Origin of the sequence: Nostoc sp. CENA543 (assembly GCF_002896875.1) — a bacterium.
In the GTDB taxonomy this organism is placed as follows: Bacteria; Cyanobacteriota; Cyanobacteriia; order Cyanobacteriales; family Nostocaceae; genus Trichormus.
The window spans coordinates 5,402,301-5,420,764 of record NZ_CP023278.1; the positions used below are offsets into that span (position 1 = coordinate 5,402,301).

The window sequence follows — 18,464 nt, forward strand, 5'->3', positions numbered from 1 at the left end:
CACGGGCTAAACGCCCCGCTTACGCTAACAGCACTCACCACTCATTACTCATTACTCATTACTCATTACTCAGCACTCATTACTTAATGTGGAAGATGAACTAGACTAAGAAATATATTTCCTTTTGCCTGTTGCTTGACGATGACGCAAATATCCCAAAGTCTTGCGGTCAACATTCCAGAGACTCTAACTCTGACGGTTTCTCATGAGCAATTTGTGCAGTTAGCGTTGGTTAACAGAGATTTACAATTGGAACGAACTGCGGAAGGGGAATTGATTGTCATGCCACCAACAGGGAGTGATACTGGTAAGAGAAACTTGGATATTGCTGGACAACTGTGGTTGTGGAATCGTCAAGCTAAGTTAGGTGTAGTATTTGACTCTTCAACTGGGTTTCATCTTCCTGACGGTAGTGATCGTTCTCCTGATGCTGCATGGATACGTCAAGATAGATGGGATGCTCTAAGTATAGAACAGCAGGAAACCTTCGCCCCGATTTGCCCTGATTTCGTGCTGGAGCTACGTTCCAAAAGTGACTCTATAGAAAAGCTACGCGCCAAGATGAGAGAATACATAAATAATGGTGCGCGTTTAGGTTGGTTAATTGACTGCAAACATCAAAGAGTAGAAATTTATCGCCCAGGCCAAGCAGTTGAAACCCTAAATCATCCCGTCAGTTTATCAGGCGAAGACGTGTTACCAGGATTTATATTAGATTTGACAGAAGTTTGGAGATGAGTAGTGAGTGCTGTTAGCGTAAGCGGGGCGTTTAGCCCGTGCTGTTAGCGGTAGCGCGGCGTTTAGCCGGTGCTGAGTTAGAAAATCAATTCTACCTTGTCCCCAATCCCTAATCACTCTTCAATTTTGAATTTTGAATTTTGTAGCTTGCTTCCCGTAGGGTATTTTGAATTGATAAGTCCCCAATCCCCAGTCCCCCAAAATACGGTAAAATACAGCCCACTGCGCTTTTTGGGGTTTGGGTAATGACTTCTGTAATTAATGTGAATCTACCACAGCAGTCTTATGAAATTGCGATCGCATCTGGAAGTTTAGAACAGCTTGGTCAACGGATGGCTGATTTGAAGCTGGGTAAAAAAGTATTACTGGTGTCGAATCCCACTATATTTAAGCATTATGGCGAAAAAAGTATAAAGTCTTTGGAAGATGCTGGCTTTCATGTTGCTAGCTATTGTCTCCCAGCCGGAGAACGCTACAAAACCCTTAATTCCATTCAAAAACTCTACGATATTGCCCTAGAAAATCGCCTAGAACGTTCCTCCACAATGGTGGCTTTAGGGGGAGGGGTAATTGGTGACATGACTGGCTTTGCGGCGGCTAGTTGGCTAAGGGGAATTAATGTTGTACAAGTTCCTACTACTCTGCTAGCAATGGTAGATTCAGCTATAGGTGGTAAAACAGGGGTAAATCATCCCCAAGGTAAAAACCTCATTGGTGCATTCCATCAACCACGTTTGGTATTAATTGACCCAGACGTACTAAAAACCCTTCCCACAAGGGAATTTCGCGCCGGTATGGCAGAGGTAATTAAGTATGGTGTGATTTGGGATGCAGAATTATTCCAGCAAATGGAAGCTAGCAAACACCTGAATCAACTACGCTATATCAAGCCAGAATTGATTAGTTCTATCCTCACTCGTTCTTGTCAAGCTAAAGCTGATGTTGTCAGCAAAGATGAAAAGGAAGGGGGACTGCGCGCTATTCTCAACTATGGACACACCATTGGTCATGCTGTGGAAAGCTTGACTGGTTATCGGTTAGTTAATCATGGTGAAGCTGTCGCTATTGGGATGGTAGCAGCCGGACAAATTGCTGTGAAATGGGGAATGTGGCAAAAAGAAGACACAGAACGTCAAAACGCTTTGATTCAAAAAGCAGGTTTACCTACCAAGTTACCAGAGGGTTTAGATATTGACGGTATTATTGACGCACTGCAACTAGATAAGAAAGTCAAAAATGGCAAAGTGCGGTTTATTTTACCAACTCAAATTGGTGTGGTGACAATTACTGATGAAGTACCAGCAGATGTTATTAAGGAAGTTTTACAGGCAATGTAGTTAAAATCAAAATTAGCCATCTTCTGGTTTTTGCTATGCTTATCCAAGCTGACAATCATCTCACCTTGCAAGAGTTCTTCAATCTGTCCCCAGGTGAGGGAGATACAACTTATGAACTCATCGATGGTCAAGCTATTCCTAAGATGTCACCAAAGTTTTTTCACGCCAAGCTGACTCATGTTCTTCTCTCTTTGATAGAAGAAAGATGTGAACATAGGGGAATTGTTTGTCCAGAGTGGGCTGTTCTATTAAAGAAAAAGGAAATAGATTGGATTCCAGTACCAGATATTGTCTATATTTCCTATGAACGTTTACCCACAGAATGGAATGAAGATGAAGCCTGTCCTGTACCGCCTGATTTAGTCATTGAAATAATTTCACCAGGACAAACTTTTGGGCAAATGGTAGCTAAGGCACAAGATTATTTAAATGCTCATGTGCTGCGAGTGTGGATTTTAGATAGCAAAGCTAGAAGCATTACTATGTTTTATCCCGACGCTGCGCCAAAAACCTATATGGGAGACGAATTAATTACAGATTCTTTATTTCCAGGATGGGAATTGACAGCCGAACAAGTCTTTCAAAAAGCGAAAATCCCATTAAATTAAGTATTTGCTGCTCATCTGGCAGTATGGGGTTTTATATATACCCAATAAGAATTACAATTAACAACCCTTTAGTTTTTGCTATGCTTCTCCAAGCTGACAATCATCTCACCTTGCAAGAGTTCTTAAATCTGTCCCCAGGCGAGGGAGATACAACTTATGAACTCATCGATGGTCAAGCTATTCCTAAAATGTCACCAAAAAAGCACCACTCGAAACTCACTCGCGCCTTAATCAATTTAATCGAACAATTATGTGAGGGCAAAGGAGAGGTTTGCCCAGAGTTAGCAGTAGCATTAACCCGCAGAGGAAAAGACTGGGTGCCAGTACCAGATGTATTGTATATTTCTCATGAGCGTTTGCCATCAGATTGGGAAGAAGAGGGAGTCTGTTCTGTACCGCCTGATTTAGTAATTGAAATTATTTCGCCAGGACAAACCTTTGGACAAATGGTAGCTAAGGCACAGGATTATTTAAATGCTAATGTGCTGCGAGTGTGGATTTTAGATAGCAAAGCTAGAAGCATTACTGTGTTTTATCCCGATGCTGCACCAAAAACCTATATGGGAGATGAATTAATTACAGATTCTTTATTTCCAGGATGGGAATTGACAGCCGAACAGGTCTTTCAAAAAGCGAAAATTCCATTAAAGTAAGTATTTTTTACTCATCTGGCAGTAAGACCAAAATAAAGTAAATATAAAGGATTATTGGTTTCTAACGATTCTTCCCGATACGGCAAAATCCATAGTGGATATATCAGTAAGTAGATGCACCTTAATAAAAGCAAGCCCCTCAGTCTGTGGCTGAGGGCTTTTTATTATCTCCATAGAGATGGTAGCCAACTAGGAGCTAACCACAAGGCATAGCCAATAAATCCAAATAAGATAGTAATTAAAGTCGTGATGCCGTAACTCACGCAAATCAATAAGCCATCGGATTCAATGGTGGCGACTGTCAACAGTAAAATTCCCACTGTGGGAATCGGATTAGTAAACGGTACTGGTGACATGAGTAACAGTGTCAGCCAAGAGATACACACGCCATTAATTCGCCAAGTGAGGGGATTTTCTGCGATTTTAGCCAAGCGGGGACGGGCGATTTTTTCAAAGATTGTGGTAATACGGCGGAGATTTTGTAAGATTAACTGGGCAAAAGGGCGAGGGAATTTATAACGAGCGATTCTTTTGGGTAGCCAAGGCGATCGCCTACCAAGTATCATCTGTACAGACAATAATAGACATCCCGCACCAAAAGGCCCTGCTAAACCAGGTGGCATAGGAAACAAAAACGGTAAGACTAATAAAGCAATAACTAAGCTAAAACCCCGTTCGGAAGTTTCCGCTAAAATCTCACCGAGACTTAAATGCTGTTCGGCTAACTTTTGTAGCAGTAGCTTAATCTCTTGAGAAAATCTCAAGTCCATCTGGCGTGAATTGATGTGAGTGGCCACAGTACCCGATTTCAGTTAACTACAAGAGAATTGAGTTTAAATACAAATAAATCTGTTTTGATTCCAGAGAAGAGAGTCAATAGTCAATAGTCAATAGTCATTAGTCATTACTCAGCACCGGCTAAACGCCGCGCTACCGCTAACAGCACTCAGCATTCATTACTCATTACTCATTCCATTCCCTAAACCGGTGGTACGAAAACAGCTACGGCTTGGGGAATAACTTTAAATTTAGCGGGGGTGTATGTGGTGATTTCGCCGTCGGTGTTAATTGGACGGGGTCTGCGTGTATAAATTTCCATCTCTTGTCCATGTAAAGCGCGGACATTTTGCCGATGAATATGTCTCCCGTTACGAATAGCAGGTAGTAATGGAATTATTTGCCACCAATGTTGAATTTCTAAACTGTAGAGGTCTAGTCTTTGGTCATCGATTTTGGCATCATGAACTATAGCCATACCACCACCATAGTAACGACCATTACCAACAGCAATTTGCACTGTTTTTACTTGATAGCGTTGATTTGGGATACGAATTTCGGCACTAAAAGGTCGAGATTCCCAAATTACCTGTAATGCTGTAGCTGCATAAGCTAGAATTCCCCAGCGTCGTTTAAATTCTTTCGTCAGTTTTTGGGTAATTTTGACGCTCATCCCTAGACTAGCAACATTAAAAAAGTGTTTACCATTGACACACCCTAAATCAATACGCCGTAATTCCCCATTGGTTATTGTTTGACAAGCTTCTGGTATGGAATTAGAAATTCCTAGCGTTTTTGCTAAGTCATTAGCAGTTCCTAAAGGTAATATTCCTAAAGGTAATTGCGTTTCTACTAAAGCATCTACTACTGCATTTAGTGTCCCATCACCACCACCAACTATGACTAAATCTACATGATTTTTATATTTGTGTATAATATGAGCTAAATTTTTGGGATGTTCCGTAGATTCTTCAATTAATTCCAAGCCGGATTTTTGCAAGCAATTAATTACTTCCAAGAGACGTTTTTGTCCTTTGCGGGCATGACGATTGACTAATAGCAATGCACGGGAACTCATGAGCAAGTATGAATCCTATAGCTTAATCTAGCTTAACTCGATTATCTATCAATGAGTTCATGCTTAAGTAAGGAATCAAAAATTAAGTAGGCAAAAAATCTTAGTCGATAAATTTTATTATACCTTTAAATCAGAATAATGGAGTGTATTAAGTTACGATTAATACTAGATTAAATCTAGAATTAGACTATGGAATTGGCGATAATTAGTATAGAGAAAAACTATCATTTATATAATATTCACTTGACAAGTAAATATCAGTTCAGTTGGTCATTATATAATCATAGGTAAGTTAATCCAGCTAGAAAATAACTGGAGACTAAAGAAATTTTCTAGCTGAGATTAAACAAAAGTTTACAAAAAGATATTTGTTGATGCTTATCTTTATTTTCCTATATCAAAATATTCAATGTTCTTAGATGGACAATCTTGAAAGAAATCTTAACGAGAGGTTGGGTATTAGAGACGGATATTGGTTTTGGTCGAATCAGCTAAATCTTTTCTAAAATTTGTAACATTATTGCCACTGGAGATTCTAGCTACCAAAATAGTATGCAAAAAGGGCTAGTTGCAATCAGGGGCAATCTATGAATACAGTTAAGCACAACTCTCCGCGCCGCCGCCGTTCCTGGGCAGAACCATACAAAATTAAAGTAGTTGAACCATTGAAAATGACTTCCCGTGAGGAACGTGAGCAGGCGATCGCACAAGCCGGTTACAATACTTTCCTATTACGTTCGGAAGACGTGTATATAGATTTACTCACTGATAGTGGTACATCTGCTATGAGTGACTATCAGTGGGCGGGGATGATGATGGGGGATGAAGCCTACGCAGGGAGTAAAAACTTCTATCATCTAGAAGCAAATATCCAAAAGTATTACGGCTATCGTTATATTGTTCCCACTCATCAAGGACGGGGTGCGGAAAATATTCTCTCTCAAATTCTCATCAGACCTGGTGACTACATACCCGGCAATATGTATTTCACCACAACTAGGCTACATCAAGAGTTAGCAGGTGGCACATTTATCGATGTGATTATCGATGAAGCTCATGATGCTAAATCATTGCACCCTTTCAAGGGCAATATTGACATCGAAAAACTCACTGATTTAATTCGCCAAGTTGGTGCGGGGCGTATTCCTTATATTAGTGTGGCAGCTACTGTGAATATGGCTGGTGGACAGCCAATTTCTATGGCGAATATGCGGGAAGTGTTCCAAGTTGCTCAAAATTACGGGATTCGGATTATTTTAGATGCTACCAGAGCAGTGGAAAATGCCTATTTTATCCAGCAGCGAGAAGAGGATTATCGTGATCAAGCGATCGCTACCATTTTAAGAGAATTCTGCTCTTATACCGATGGTTGCACAATGAGTGGTAAAAAAGATGCTCTTGTAAATATCGGTGGTTGGCTAGCACTGAATGATCCCGATACCTATGAAGAAGCCCGGAATCGAGTAGTCATCTACGAAGGCTTACATACATACGGCGGTATGGCGGGAAGAGATATGGAAGCTATGGCTAGAGGGATAGAAGAATCAGTGCAAGATGATCATATCCGCGCCCGTGTCGGACAAGTAGACTATCTCGGTCAGAAACTCATAGATTGGAATATTCCCATTGTGATGCCAATTGGTGGTCATGCCATTTATTTAGATGCCAAACGCTTTTTACCCCATGTACCTCAAGACCAATTTCCTGCCCAAAGACTAGCAGCAGAACTATATGTAGAAGCGGGAATTCGGGCGATGGAAAGGGGTATTGTTTCCGCCGGACGGAATAAAGATACAGGCGACCATTACTATCCCGATTTAGAACTAGTGCGTCTGACAATTCCTCGTCGTGTTTATACCCAAGCCCACATGGATTTAACAGCCGAAGCCGTGGATGAAGTATATTACAATCGCGATCGCATCGGTGGAATGCGGATGGTTTACGAACCCAAATATCTCCGCTTCTTCCAAGCCCGCTTTGAACTCCTATAAGTAGTTAACAGTTAACAGTTAACAGTTGACTGTTGTACGGACAAGTTTCCCAAACCAATCCTCAATCATGCGTGAGAAACAAGATACCCGATTTTTCCAAGAAGTCGGGTATCTTGACACCGTAAATTCTTGCCATTCAGACTCAGACTGCTATATCTCACATCACCTGCCCCTACTAATTAATAACTAATATAAATCAGTTATTTTTTTAACATAAATACATCAAAAAATACATTGAGCGATATTATAAATTCCTATAATAAACCCCTTGCTTTATGACTTTCAGATTGTGATGATTAAATAAATCGTTAAATTAATTAACGTTTTTATACTTAAATTAAATATCAGTCATCAGTGCGTGATTAATTATTGATATTTATTACTTGCAACTGTCAATTAACTACTGAGAATATCTAGATTTATGAGTTATTTATAGAGTTTATACAAACACAATCTCAGTATGTTGTCTTGCAAAAATGATCCCAGCAACTGTGAATCTAACCTCTAACTGACTGTATCAAAGTCCTACCATTAACAACAATCACACCTCCAACAGATATAAGTAGAAATACTTTATTAAGGAACTTTTCAATAAATTACCAGTCTTGCAAGTGTGGCAGAAATGTTTAAGTAAAAATCCGCAATTGCCACCAGGACATTTGAATGTATATCATGGCATCTTTAACAAGAAAATCAGTATCTAGATGGATTTTTCCTCATTGCTAACTATTGCTTAACGTCTTTTATACTATTTTGTTCCTCACTATGGATGATAAACACAACAAGATTAAATTTCCTCTATGGTCTTATCTTAACCAACCATTATTTAGCCGTGATCAAAGACTAGAACTCAATCCCCGCCGTTTTGCCCATATCTGGCGCATCGGACTTTTAGAAAGGTGCTGGCACAAAGAATGTGATGCTAAAGGCCCACAACAGCATTAACTACCAAAGATTGGCTACACTAACTACATAACCTGCAAACCAAGCCTCGTTAAACGTGGCTTTTTGCGTTTTAGGGGTGTAGGGGTGTAAGGGATAGGGGTGTAGGGGTGTAGGGGAAGAATAACTTCATACTTACTCACCACTTACCACTTACCACTCAGCACGGACTAAACGCCCCGCTTCCGCTAACAGCACTCAGCACTCAGCACTCACCAATGAGTATTGACTTTTGACTAATGACTAATAACTATTGACTAATGACTAATGACTATTGACTACTAACTATGTCCTTCGTACCTTTACACATACACAGTGACTACAGTCTGCTAGATGGTGCAAGTCAGTTACCGGACTTGATTGATCGGGCGATCGCGTTGGGAATAAATGCGATCGCTGTCACTGATCATGGTGTCATGTATGGTGCAGTAGAATTACTGAAAATCTGCCGTAGTAAAAATGTCAAGCCGATTATTGGCAATGAAATGTACATTATTAACGGCGACATCGAAAAACAAGAACGTCGTCCGAAATATCATCAAGTTGTTCTCGCGAAAAATACTAAAGGTTACAAAAATTTAGTTAAATTAACTACAATTTCTCACCTCCAAGGTGTCCAAGGTAAAGGTATCTTTTCTCGTCCTTGTATCAATAAAGAATTGTTACAAAAATATCGTGAGGGTTTAATAGTTACGAGTGCTTGTTTAGGTGGAGAAATTCCCCAAGCCATCCTTAGCGGTAGACCAGATGCAGCCCGGAAAGTCGCACAATGGTATAAAGATGTTTTTGGAGATGATTTTTATTTAGAAATTCAAGACCACGGTTCACAAGAAGACCGGATTGTCAATGTAGAAATTATTAAAATTGCTAAAGAACTAAATATTAAATTTGTTGCGACTAACGACTCACATTTTATTTCTTGTTTTGACGTAGAAGCCCACGACGCTTTGCTGTGTATTCAAACAGGTAAGCTGATCGTGGAAGAAAACCGGATGCGTTATAGCGGGACAGAATATCTCAAATCGGCTGAAGAGATGCTCCAGCTATTTCGGGATCATTTACCAGAGGATATTATTGCAGAGGCGATCGCTACAACCCTAGAGGTAGCTGATAAAGTCGAGCCTTACCAGATTATGGGTGAACCTCGGATTCCTAATTATCCCATTCCGGCTGGTCATACTGCTGACACCTACGTTGAAGAAGTCGCTTGGCAAGGATTATTAGAAAAATTAAATCGCAAATCTCGCTCTGAAGTTGATCCAGTCTATCGGGAAAGATTGGAATATGAACTCAAAATGCTGCAACAAATGGGCTTTTCCACCTACTTTTTAGTAGTTTGGGACTACATCAAATTTGCTAGAGATAATAATATTCCTGTGGGGCCAGGTAGAGGTTCGGCGGCTGGTTCATTAGTCGCCTACACGATGGGTATTACTAATATTGACCCCGTACATCATGGCTTATTATTTGAGCGATTTTTAAACCCAGAACGGAAATCAATGCCTGATATTGATACAGATTTTTGTATTGAACAACGAGATAAAGTCATTGATTATGTTACAGAAAAATACGGTAAAGAAAGAGTCGCCCAAATTATCACCTTTAACCGTCTGACTTCCAAAGCAGTATTAAAAGATGTCGCCAGAGTATTGAATATTCCCTATGGGGAAGCCGACAAAATGGCGAAATTAATTCCTGTCGTGCGGGGGAAACCTACTAAACTCAAGGTGATGATTTCTGATGATACCCCCGAACCAGAGTTTAAAGCAAAATATGATAATGACCCTAATGTACGCCGTTGGCTTGATATGGCTATGCGAATTGAAGGTACTAACAAAACCTTCGGAGTTCACGCCGCCGGTGTCGTCATTTCTGCCGAACCATTAGATGAAATTGTGCCTCTACAACGCAATAATGACGGCTCAGTAATTACTCAATATTTCATGGAAGACTTAGAATCAATGGGTCTATTGAAAATGGACTTTTTGGGTCTGAAGAATTTAACCATGATTCAAAAAACCATTGATTTAATTGCGGAAAATCATGGGTTTAAAATTGACCCCTATGAAATTACTAACCAAGAACGCAAAGCACAAAAAATCTTAGCTAAAGGTGAGCATACAACCTTACCTAAAGATGTGCAGAAAACCTATGAACTTTTAGAATCAGGAGAATTAGAAGGGATATTTCAATTAGAATCTTCTGGGATGAAGCAGATAGTTAGAGATTTGAAACCCTCTAATATTGAAGATATATCTTCTATTTTGGCACTATATCGACCAGGCCCTTTAGATGCGGGATTGATTCCCAAATTTATTAACCGGAAACATGGTAGAGAAAGCATTCAATATGATAGCCAGATTTTAGAACCAATATTAAATGAAACCTATGGCATCATGGTTTATCAAGAGCAAATCATGAAAATTGCTCAAGATATGGCTGGCTATTCCCTGGGACAAGCCGACTTGCTGCGTCGCGCTATGGGTAAAAAGAAAGTTTCCGAAATGCAAAAGCAGCAAGAAAAGTTTATCGACGGTTCCACTAAAAATGGGGTGAAAAAGCAAGTAGCGGAACAACTATTTGATGATATGTTGAAATTCGCTGAATATTGTTTAAGTTACGACACAGAGATTTTGACAATTGAATATGGTTTTTTACCCATTGGTAAGATTGTAGAACAACAAATTGAATGTACTGTCTACACAATTGGTCATAATGGTCTTATCTACACTCAGCCGGTCGCCCAATGGCATAATCGCGGACAACAAGAAATTTTTGAATATGGCTTAGAAGATGGTTCAACTATTCGAGCCACAAAAGACCATAAATTTATGACAACCGACGGTCAAATGTTACCAATAGATGAAATATTTACAAGAGAACTAGATTTATTACGAATCAACATTTAGAGATTGCCAATTCCCAAAATATCTACCTTTGTAATTAGATATTAGTAAATGAAAAACTTCGTAGTGTACCCCTATGGGGAAGTAAGCTGCGCGCAGCGTCTCTTAAAGAGGATTTCAATTCTCAGATAATACCAATTACGGTACTACAAAAAATAAACAATTTATAACTTTTGTTAGAGGAATAACTAGCTTTTTATAGCTAATTTTAAATTGTGCCGACAACGACTAAAGCGATGAGATCAGCAATATCTAGTCGCTGAACTCAGTTGCTTCCACAGGTTTAGATATATCCGCAAATGAGGCTACAACCTTATTTGATAAAGCTTTGGGGCGCACTCGCGGATATGTTTACTGAAGTGACCAATAAATCTCTGCCAAATTGAAGATTATCTACATTTAATCAAGGGAGTGTAATGATGGTTAGTTTATTTACTAAAGCAATCAATTCCATCAAATCTATATTTCGGGACTTGGAAATTAAGCGTCTTTTTGCTGTTGTCTTAGTTGGTTTTTTAGTGTTAACAACCGGCTTAAATTCCAACATCGAATCTGGACGTAACGTTGATGCTGTTACCAGAAGACTCGATAAAGTTGTGCATCAAGACGATGCTGATAGACCCAAAACTACGGGAGAATGGAATAGAGAAGCTCGTCAAACAGAAGATGCTCCCGTCCAAAGAGCCAAAAGAATTGCTAAAGAATCTGGCGAAGCTATAAAACAATGGGGTTCTGTGTACCCAGATACAGCTAAAAGAAGTGCCGACGAACTTCAAGACAATAATAGATAAGCTGCTCAACCTTTAACCAGCATATTAATATCGCAGGGAGAAGGGGAGTAAGGGAGAGGGTTTACAGTTTTTATCAACAGCTGAAATAATGCAACTTACTAGGTATCTCTGAGGACTCAATCTTCATTGAATACTGAGCATTCAGCTCTACTAGGGGCCAGAAAACACAGCTTGTTCAATATCTTCCCGACTTAAGGAATACTTAAAAGCACGTTGGATATCTTGACCATTTTCCCCAGCTTGGATATATCGCACCACTATTTGCTCAATATCCAGCCACAATTCGGCCTGCCAGCTTGCTTTTTGTATACGCCAGCAATGTAGCTGTGTTTCATCTTGTTGACAACCTTGCTCTTTCAACCACTGCTCAATTTGTGGCAGTGGATGACTGTATAAAGGTGTATCAGGAGGCAGTGTAGACATAAGAGTTCAAAATGTTTATTAGTGGTCAAAAGTCAATAGTCAACAGTCAATAGTCAAACAATCTTTCCTCCTCCCCAGTCCCCAGTCCCCAATCCCCAGTCCCCACATAGGAAATTTGTGTAACAACTGGTGTGGGTGTCTGGGTTTGTAAAGCTTGATCACCACGAATTACGCCAATAGTTACTGCTAGTAGTAAACAGCCTACAAAAGTCACCGCCAAAATGAATAAGGCAAAAATTTCACCAGAGGAGAGGGGGCGATCGCTCGCATCCAAGTAAGCTGATTTTGAGTAATCGTAGCTATAAGCAGCAGGATGACGCAAATCAGGCGGTGCTTGAATCACTCCAAACCGAGAATAACCTATCTTGATGTCATAATTTAAACGCCTTTCAGGATTACTTAAAGTGGCGTAGGCTTCGTTAATTTGCTGAAATTTTTGCGTAGCAACAGCAGCAGCTAGTTCTGTGGTATCAGGATGATAGCGTTTACTCAACTCCCGATAGGCACGACGAATATCAATTACCGATGCTGAAGGATGTAGTCCTAGCAATGAGTAATAATTGGGTTCACTGCTTTGCGGCATTGTCCCGTGTTGATTCACAGATGTTTGATTCACCTTGCTATCAAGTTTTTTTTAATATTGTAAACCTCTTATCCCTACTAGGTTACGATTAGTTGCATAGGATTTAGGCATCGGAAAGTATAGGGATTTAGGGGAAAAATCAAGGCAAAAGCTAAGGTCAACATCCTAATTACTTTTAGGTTATTTTGAATTCGGAGTGCAGCAAGGTGACTAAAGCCGCAGATGTCAGTACGAAAAAATTAATCAGCCTAGCACCAGACAACTGGGTAAGATGGGTCACTCAGATGCCTGATATTCTCGCCGGGGAAATCCTCAATTCGGAATTTCAATGGATTAGCCGAGAAAGCGATGTTTTAATCCGTGCTACTAGTTCTCAATACGGTGAATTTCTGGTTCTCAATGAATTGCAATTGCGCTACAAGCAACAAATGCCACGCCGAATGCGTGCCTATGCAGGACTAGCAGAAGAAAAATATAATTTACCTATCTATCCTGTCTTAATCAATATTCTCAAAACGACTAACGAAGAAATCCCTACCAGTTTTACTTCCAATTTCGCCGGACTCAGAGTTATCCAAGATTATCGAGTGATTAACCTGTGGGAAGTGGATGTCAACATTGCTTTACAACAACCTCTACCCTCATTACTGCCATTTGTGCCGATTCTCAAAGGCGGCGAAGATGAATTAGTCATTCGAGAAGCATTGCAAATTCTGCGTGGAGATGAACAGTTAAACCAGTTAGAAACTGTCTTAGCTTTTTTTGCTACGTTTGTGTTAGAGAGTTCCTTAGTTCAAGAAATTATGAGGTGGGATATGACTGTGCTACGTGAATCACCTTGGTATCAAGAGATTTTGCGTGAGGGTGAAGCACGCGGTGAAGCACGCGGTGAGGCACGCGGCCAGGCGCGCGGTGAAAGACAAGGACTAATTTCGAGTATCGAAATTAATTTAGAGATGAAATTTGGTAATGATGGTTTGCAGTTACTGTCACAAATTAATCAAATTAGTGATACAGCACAATTGAAGGAGATTTTACGCCAGATTATTACAGCTAACTCAGTTGAAGAATTGCGTCAACTGCTTTAGTGTAATTCTATGGGTGAGAATTTATCGACAGAATTTTAACCCAATAAATCAGCGCGGGGTTTAAAGGTTTCAATTTGCCGCAATTTTTCGTAGAGTTCTCTTTCCTCTTGGCTAATGTTTTTCGGGGCAATTATTTGGATTTCTACTAATTGATCTCCTCTTTTCCCACCTTCGGTGGGATAACCTTTATTTGCCAAGCGAAATCTTTGACCAGACCTGACTCCAGGGGGAATGGTCATTTTCACAGGGCCATCTAGGGTGGGTGCTTCTACTTGTCCGCCTAAAACGGCTTCTGTGGGTGTGACTGGTACTTGGCAAGAGATATTAGCACCTTCGATTTTAAATAATGGATGTGGTTCAACGGTAATTTTTAAATAAAGGTCGCCGCCACCAATACCTTGATCTCGGAGTCTGACACTTTGCCCTGTAACCATCCCAGAGGGCATATCGACTTCTAGCGATCGCCCATCTTCTAATCTAATCCGTTCTTTCCCACCTTGATAAGCTTTCTCTAGTGGTAGGGTTAATCTCGCTTCAATATCCCGCCGTGTGGGACGCGGTGGATTTTTGGGAACTGTGTATTGAACTTTACTTTTAGGAGTACGAAATGGGTCGGTTGTAGTGCTGCTACTTGCCCCATTTCTTGTGTCTTTGCGACCACCTACACCCACAACTTGATTAATAAAATCCTCAAAATTGGCAAACTGACTCGGATCTACATTTTGATTGCCATTCCGTTCTCCTTTCTGTTCCCAAGTTTTAGATTTTGGTGCTTGTTTACTAAAGCCTTTTTGTTTCCAGTAGCGGCTAAATTGGTCATATTGGGCGCGTTTAGCCGTATCAGAAAGGACTTCGTAAGCTTCGCCAATATCTTTAAACTTTTCTTCTGCTGCTTTATTACCTGGATTGAGGTCTGGGTGATATTGTCTAGCTAACCGCCGATAATTCTTTTTAATTTCCTCGTTTGTAGCGTCTTTAGCTACTCCTAAAATTTCGTAATAATCTCGAAAATTCTGCAAATTTTGCATATTCATTTATGGAACTTTTAAAGTTTAGATGTTAGTAATCTTTAATTTAGTAACGGATTAATATTCATACTCAATTACTAAATACTAATTACCAATTACTAAATCCGAATTCAGGAAATAGAAGTGTAGGGGTATAGGGGTGTAAGGGTGTAAGGGTTGAGAAAGGTAGATTACATTCCCAATGCCCCATGCCCTATTCCCTATGCCCTATGGTTACAACCAATCATCGTCATCATCCCAATTATCTTGATAGCTGGGACGGGGCTGGCGGCGGGGGGGAGGATTATCGTAGGAAGAACGACGATCGCGATCGCGTCCATTATCTCTGTTGTTGTAGTCTCGATTATAAGAGTCCCGTTCTCGATAGTTGTCGCGGTAATTATCTCGGTAGAAGTCGCGATCGCGGTCTTTATCTTTATCGCCTACAAAGATATCGCGGATTGTACCAAATAAATCGTCGTCTTCGTCTTCCGCATAATATTCCCGGACTTCGCGATTTAATTCATACAAAGCATCCTGTAAATCTACGTAGGCTTGATCAATGCCGCGATCGTCGTCTTCTTTGAGACTTTCTTTCAATTCTCGGCAAATGTTATCGATGCGTTGGCGGCGGTTGCGGGCAAACTGCATGCCAAATTCTAAGGCGACTTCCCTAAGTTGTCTTTCTGCTTGCAGAATTAAAGCCTCAGAACGGGTGCGTTTTTCTACTCTTTCTTTGCGTTCCCTGTCAATATCAGCGTATTTTTTCGCATCCTGAATCATGCGGTTGACTTCTGATTCACTCAAGGTAGAAGCCCCTTGAATGGTGATGCTTTGTTCTCTGCCGGTGGTTCTATCTAAGGCTGTCACCTGCAAAATTCCGTTAGCATCGATATCTAATGATACCTGAATTTGCGGTATACCCCTGGGTGCGGGTGGGATGCCATAGAGTTTGAACCTACCCAAAGATTTATTATCCGATGCCATTTCCCTCTCACCTTGAACAACGTGGATTTCCACGCTGTTTTGGTTATTTTCAGAGGTGGAGAAAATATCCGAACGGCGAACGGGGATTGTAGTATTGCGGGGGATTAATTTTTTCATCACGCCGCCGATGGTTTCTAAACCCAAAGACAAGGGCGTAACATCCAATAGCAGCACATCTTTAAATTCCCCAGCCAGGATACCTGCTTGAATGGCTGCACCCATCGCCACCACTTCATCGGGGTTGACATTTTCACTGGGTTCAATACCGATCATATTCCGCACCAGTTGTTTTACCATTGGCATTCGGGTAGAACCGCCGACTAGTACGACTTCTTCAATGTCATCTGGGCGCAAACCTGCATCTTTTAAAGCCCGTTTCACTGGGTTACGGATACGTCCGAGTAAGTCATCGCATAAACCTTCAAACTGGGCGCGCGTCAGGCGAGTTTCTAGATGTTTCGGCCCATCTTCCGTGGCTGTGATGAAAGGTAAGTTAATTTCGGTGATACTGACGGCAGAAAGTTCGATTTTGGACTTTTCTGCGGCTTCCATTAAACGTTGTAAAGCTTGGCGATCGCGTCTTAAGTCTACACCTTCTGCTTCTAAAAATTGCTCTGCTAACCAATCAACTATTTTTCGATCAAAATCATTCCCGCCTAGTTGAGTATCGCCACTTGTAGATTTAACCTCAAATACCCCGTCGCCTACTTCCAGAATTGATACGTCAAAAGTTCCCCCACCCAAGTCAAATACTAAGATGGTTTCCGTATCACCTCTATCTAACCCATAAGCCAAAGATGCAGCCGTCGGTTCATTGAGAATCCGCAACACTTCCAACCCGGCAATTCTGCCTGCATCACGGGTTGCTTGTCGTTGCGAATCATTAAAATAAGCAGGAACTGTAATTACTGCCCCTGTCACTGGTGCGCCTAAGTATGCACTAGCATCATCTGCCAATTTTTTCAGCACCATTGCGGAAATTTCTTCTGGGGCAAAGTCCTTACTTAAGCGGGGACAGGCAATTTTGATATTACCTACATCATCTTTACGGATAGTGTAAGGAACACGCTTTGATTCTGGGTTCAGTTCGCCGTACTTGCGCCCAATAAAGCGTTTCACGGCAAAATAAGTGTTTTGTGGGTTGAGGACTGTTTGCCGTCTTGCCATTTGCCCAACCACCCGTTCGCCTTCTTTGCTGAAGCCTACCACGGAGGGGGTTGTTCGCATTCCTTCTGCATTGGCAATCACCACCGGCTTGCCACCCTCCATTACGGCGACTACTGAGTTGGTTGTACCCAAGTCGATGCCGACTACCTTGCCCATGCGTTACTCTTCTCCTAGTGCGTCTTATACATATATTATGATTGGGCGGGATGACCTCTTGCTTAATGCTACAAGGTAAGATTACCCCAATAGTATAATAGGGGTGATTGCAGCCAAAGTTGGAGGCGTAAAAGCTTGAGGAGTTAGTTGCAACACTAGAATAACATTCACATGATAGTCACTAGTCAACAGTCAACAGTCCAAGATATATAAACTTTATACGTGCAACTACTGCTTTGGGTTTTGCTTGATCCCTGCATCATAAATTTGAGATTAAAACTGTGAAAAACACTTGAATTTACAAGCAAGATTACATAACTACCTCCAACAGATAGCGCGAGAACGCGATCCTTATCTAGCAACTGCGGGACATTTCTTTGTTCAAGAATACATCCGCCAAGAATTTTCTTGTTGGGGAAGTGTGGAAATCCACACCTTTACTGTGAACAATAGAGATTTTCACAATCTCATCCTCAATTTACCTGCCCAATCCACACCCAAACGTCAGGATTTACCTCCTATTTTAATTGGGGCGCACTATGATGCTGTACCAGGAACGTCAGGGGCTGATGATAATGCAACGGGTGTGGCTGTATTACTAGAATTAGCCAGAAAGTTTGCTGCCCAACCAGCTAAATATCCTTTGCGGCTGGTGGCTTTTGATATGGAAGAATATGGTTTGTTGGGTAGTGCCGACTATGCCAATCTCCTGCGACAACAACAGCAACCCCTGCGCTTGATGATGTCTCTGGAAATGTTGGGGTATCGTGATTCTACCCCTGGTTGCCAAAATTATCCGCCGCCTTTAGAGAGGTTTTACCCCAATACTGGCGATTTTATCGCTTTAATCGGTAATTTGCGGACAATTCCTGATTTAATCGCTATGAGTCGCAGTATCCGCAAAGTGGGAATATCCAGTCAGTGGCTACCAGTTCCCAAGAGAGGCTTGATAGTGCCTCAAACCAGACTAAGTGATCATGCACCATTTTGGGATGCAGGTTATCCAGCAATGATGGTGACAGATACAGCCTTTTTGCGAAACCCCCATTATCATCAACCCAGCGATACAATTGCCACGTTAGATTTAGACTTTCTCGCTGGTGTGTGCGAAGGGTTGGAACTGGCTATTAGGAGGTTGTAGGGATGTCGGGAAGACAAGGGAGACAAGGGAGAAATATTTACCACAATGCCCAATGCGCCATGCCCAAAATTCAAGAATTTTGAATTTTGAA

At 41.1% G+C, this 18,464-nt stretch carries 16 protein-coding genes; 10 read left to right on the forward strand and 6 right to left on the reverse strand.

Translation table 11 applies throughout. The features are described from left to right. Positions 1 to 141 precede the first annotated feature (141 nt). From CLI64_RS22445 to CLI64_RS22460, 4 genes are all read left to right on the forward strand, one after another. The gene (locus CLI64_RS22445) at positions 142 to 738 is read left to right on the forward strand and encodes a Uma2 family endonuclease (RefSeq protein ID WP_374703946.1); all 597 of its coding nucleotides are present in this window, start codon (positions 142 to 144) and stop codon (positions 736 to 738) included. A 245-nt stretch (positions 739 to 983) separates the two neighbouring features. Further along, positions 984 to 2,075, forward strand: a complete 1,092-nt coding sequence (aroB, locus tag CLI64_RS22450) for a 3-dehydroquinate synthase (RefSeq protein ID WP_103139301.1) — start codon at positions 984 to 986, stop codon at positions 2,073 to 2,075. Positions 2,076 to 2,110: 35 nt separating this feature from the next. Further along, positions 2,111 to 2,683, forward strand: a complete 573-nt coding sequence (locus tag CLI64_RS22455) for a Uma2 family endonuclease (protein WP_192881581.1) — start codon at positions 2,111 to 2,113, stop codon at positions 2,681 to 2,683. An 80-nt stretch (positions 2,684 to 2,763) separates the two neighbouring features. Continuing rightward, a complete protein-coding gene (locus CLI64_RS22460; RefSeq protein ID WP_103140832.1) occupies positions 2,764 to 3,336 on the forward strand; it encodes a Uma2 family endonuclease in 573 nt (190 codons plus the stop codon). Positions 3,337 to 3,500: 164 nt separating this feature from the next. Here CLI64_RS22460 and CLI64_RS22465 read toward each other — a convergent pair whose 3' ends face one another. Both CLI64_RS22465 and CLI64_RS22470 read right to left on the reverse strand, forming a co-directional pair. Next, positions 3,501 to 4,106, reverse strand: coding sequence for an exopolysaccharide biosynthesis protein (locus CLI64_RS22465; RefSeq protein WP_192881746.1), 606 nt, complete (start codon positions 4,104 to 4,106; stop codon positions 3,501 to 3,503). Positions 4,107 to 4,315: 209 nt separating this feature from the next. Next, entirely contained in the window at positions 4,316 to 5,191 is an 876-nt protein-coding gene (locus CLI64_RS22470) for a lipid kinase (RefSeq protein ID WP_103139303.1), read from the reverse strand. A gap of 587 nt (positions 5,192 to 5,778) precedes the next feature. Here CLI64_RS22470 and CLI64_RS22475 point away from each other — a divergent pair. The 4 genes from CLI64_RS22475 to CLI64_RS22490 all read left to right on the forward strand — a co-directional run bounded on the left by CLI64_RS22475 (position 5,779) and on the right by CLI64_RS22490 (position 11,821). Then, the gene (locus tag CLI64_RS22475) at positions 5,779 to 7,182 is read left to right on the forward strand and encodes a tyrosine phenol-lyase (RefSeq protein ID WP_103139304.1); all 1,404 of its coding nucleotides are present in this window, start codon (positions 5,779 to 5,781) and stop codon (positions 7,180 to 7,182) included. A gap of 765 nt (positions 7,183 to 7,947) precedes the next feature. Continuing rightward, complete coding sequence (locus CLI64_RS22480; protein WP_103139305.1) at positions 7,948 to 8,127, forward strand: hypothetical protein; 180 nt, start codon at positions 7,948 to 7,950, stop codon at positions 8,125 to 8,127. 284 nt (positions 8,128 to 8,411) lie between these two features. Beyond that, on the forward strand, positions 8,412 to 11,033 hold the full coding sequence (locus CLI64_RS22485) for a DNA polymerase III subunit alpha (RefSeq protein ID WP_103139306.1): 2,622 nt from the start codon (positions 8,412 to 8,414) through the stop codon (positions 11,031 to 11,033). A 416-nt stretch (positions 11,034 to 11,449) separates the two neighbouring features. Beyond that, entirely contained in the window at positions 11,450 to 11,821 is a 372-nt protein-coding gene (locus CLI64_RS22490) for a hypothetical protein (protein ID WP_103139307.1), read from the forward strand. Between the two features lie 150 nt (positions 11,822 to 11,971). Here CLI64_RS22490 and CLI64_RS22495 read toward each other — a convergent pair whose 3' ends face one another. Further along, the gene (locus CLI64_RS22495) at positions 11,972 to 12,244 is read right to left on the reverse strand and encodes a DUF3143 domain-containing protein (RefSeq protein ID WP_103139308.1); all 273 of its coding nucleotides are present in this window, start codon (positions 12,242 to 12,244) and stop codon (positions 11,972 to 11,974) included. A 46-nt stretch (positions 12,245 to 12,290) separates the two neighbouring features. Continuing rightward, on the reverse strand, positions 12,291 to 12,827 hold the full coding sequence (locus CLI64_RS22500; RefSeq protein WP_103139309.1) for a J domain-containing protein: 537 nt from the start codon (positions 12,825 to 12,827) through the stop codon (positions 12,291 to 12,293). Positions 12,828 to 13,033: 206 nt separating this feature from the next. Here CLI64_RS22500 and CLI64_RS22505 point away from each other — a divergent pair, with 206 nt between their 5' ends. Beyond that, a complete protein-coding gene (locus CLI64_RS22505) occupies positions 13,034 to 13,915 on the forward strand; it encodes a transposase (protein ID WP_103139310.1) in 882 nt (293 codons plus the stop codon). 35 nt (positions 13,916 to 13,950) lie between these two features. Here CLI64_RS22505 and CLI64_RS22510 read toward each other — a convergent pair whose 3' ends face one another. Together CLI64_RS22510 and dnaK are read right to left on the reverse strand one after the other, a co-directional pair. Then, positions 13,951 to 14,943 (reverse strand): DnaJ C-terminal domain-containing protein, encoded by a 993-nt coding sequence (locus CLI64_RS22510; RefSeq protein WP_192881747.1) that lies wholly within the window; start codon positions 14,941 to 14,943, stop codon positions 13,951 to 13,953. Positions 14,944 to 15,156: 213 nt separating this feature from the next. Next, entirely contained in the window at positions 15,157 to 17,232 is a 2,076-nt protein-coding gene (dnaK, locus tag CLI64_RS22515) for a molecular chaperone DnaK (RefSeq protein ID WP_103139312.1), read from the reverse strand. Between the two features lie 292 nt (positions 17,233 to 17,524). Between dnaK and CLI64_RS22520 the strand changes: the two genes are divergently transcribed. Then, complete coding sequence (locus CLI64_RS22520) at positions 17,525 to 18,373, forward strand: M28 family peptidase (protein WP_103139313.1); 849 nt, start codon at positions 17,525 to 17,527, stop codon at positions 18,371 to 18,373. Positions 18,374 to 18,464: the final 91 nt, after the last annotated feature.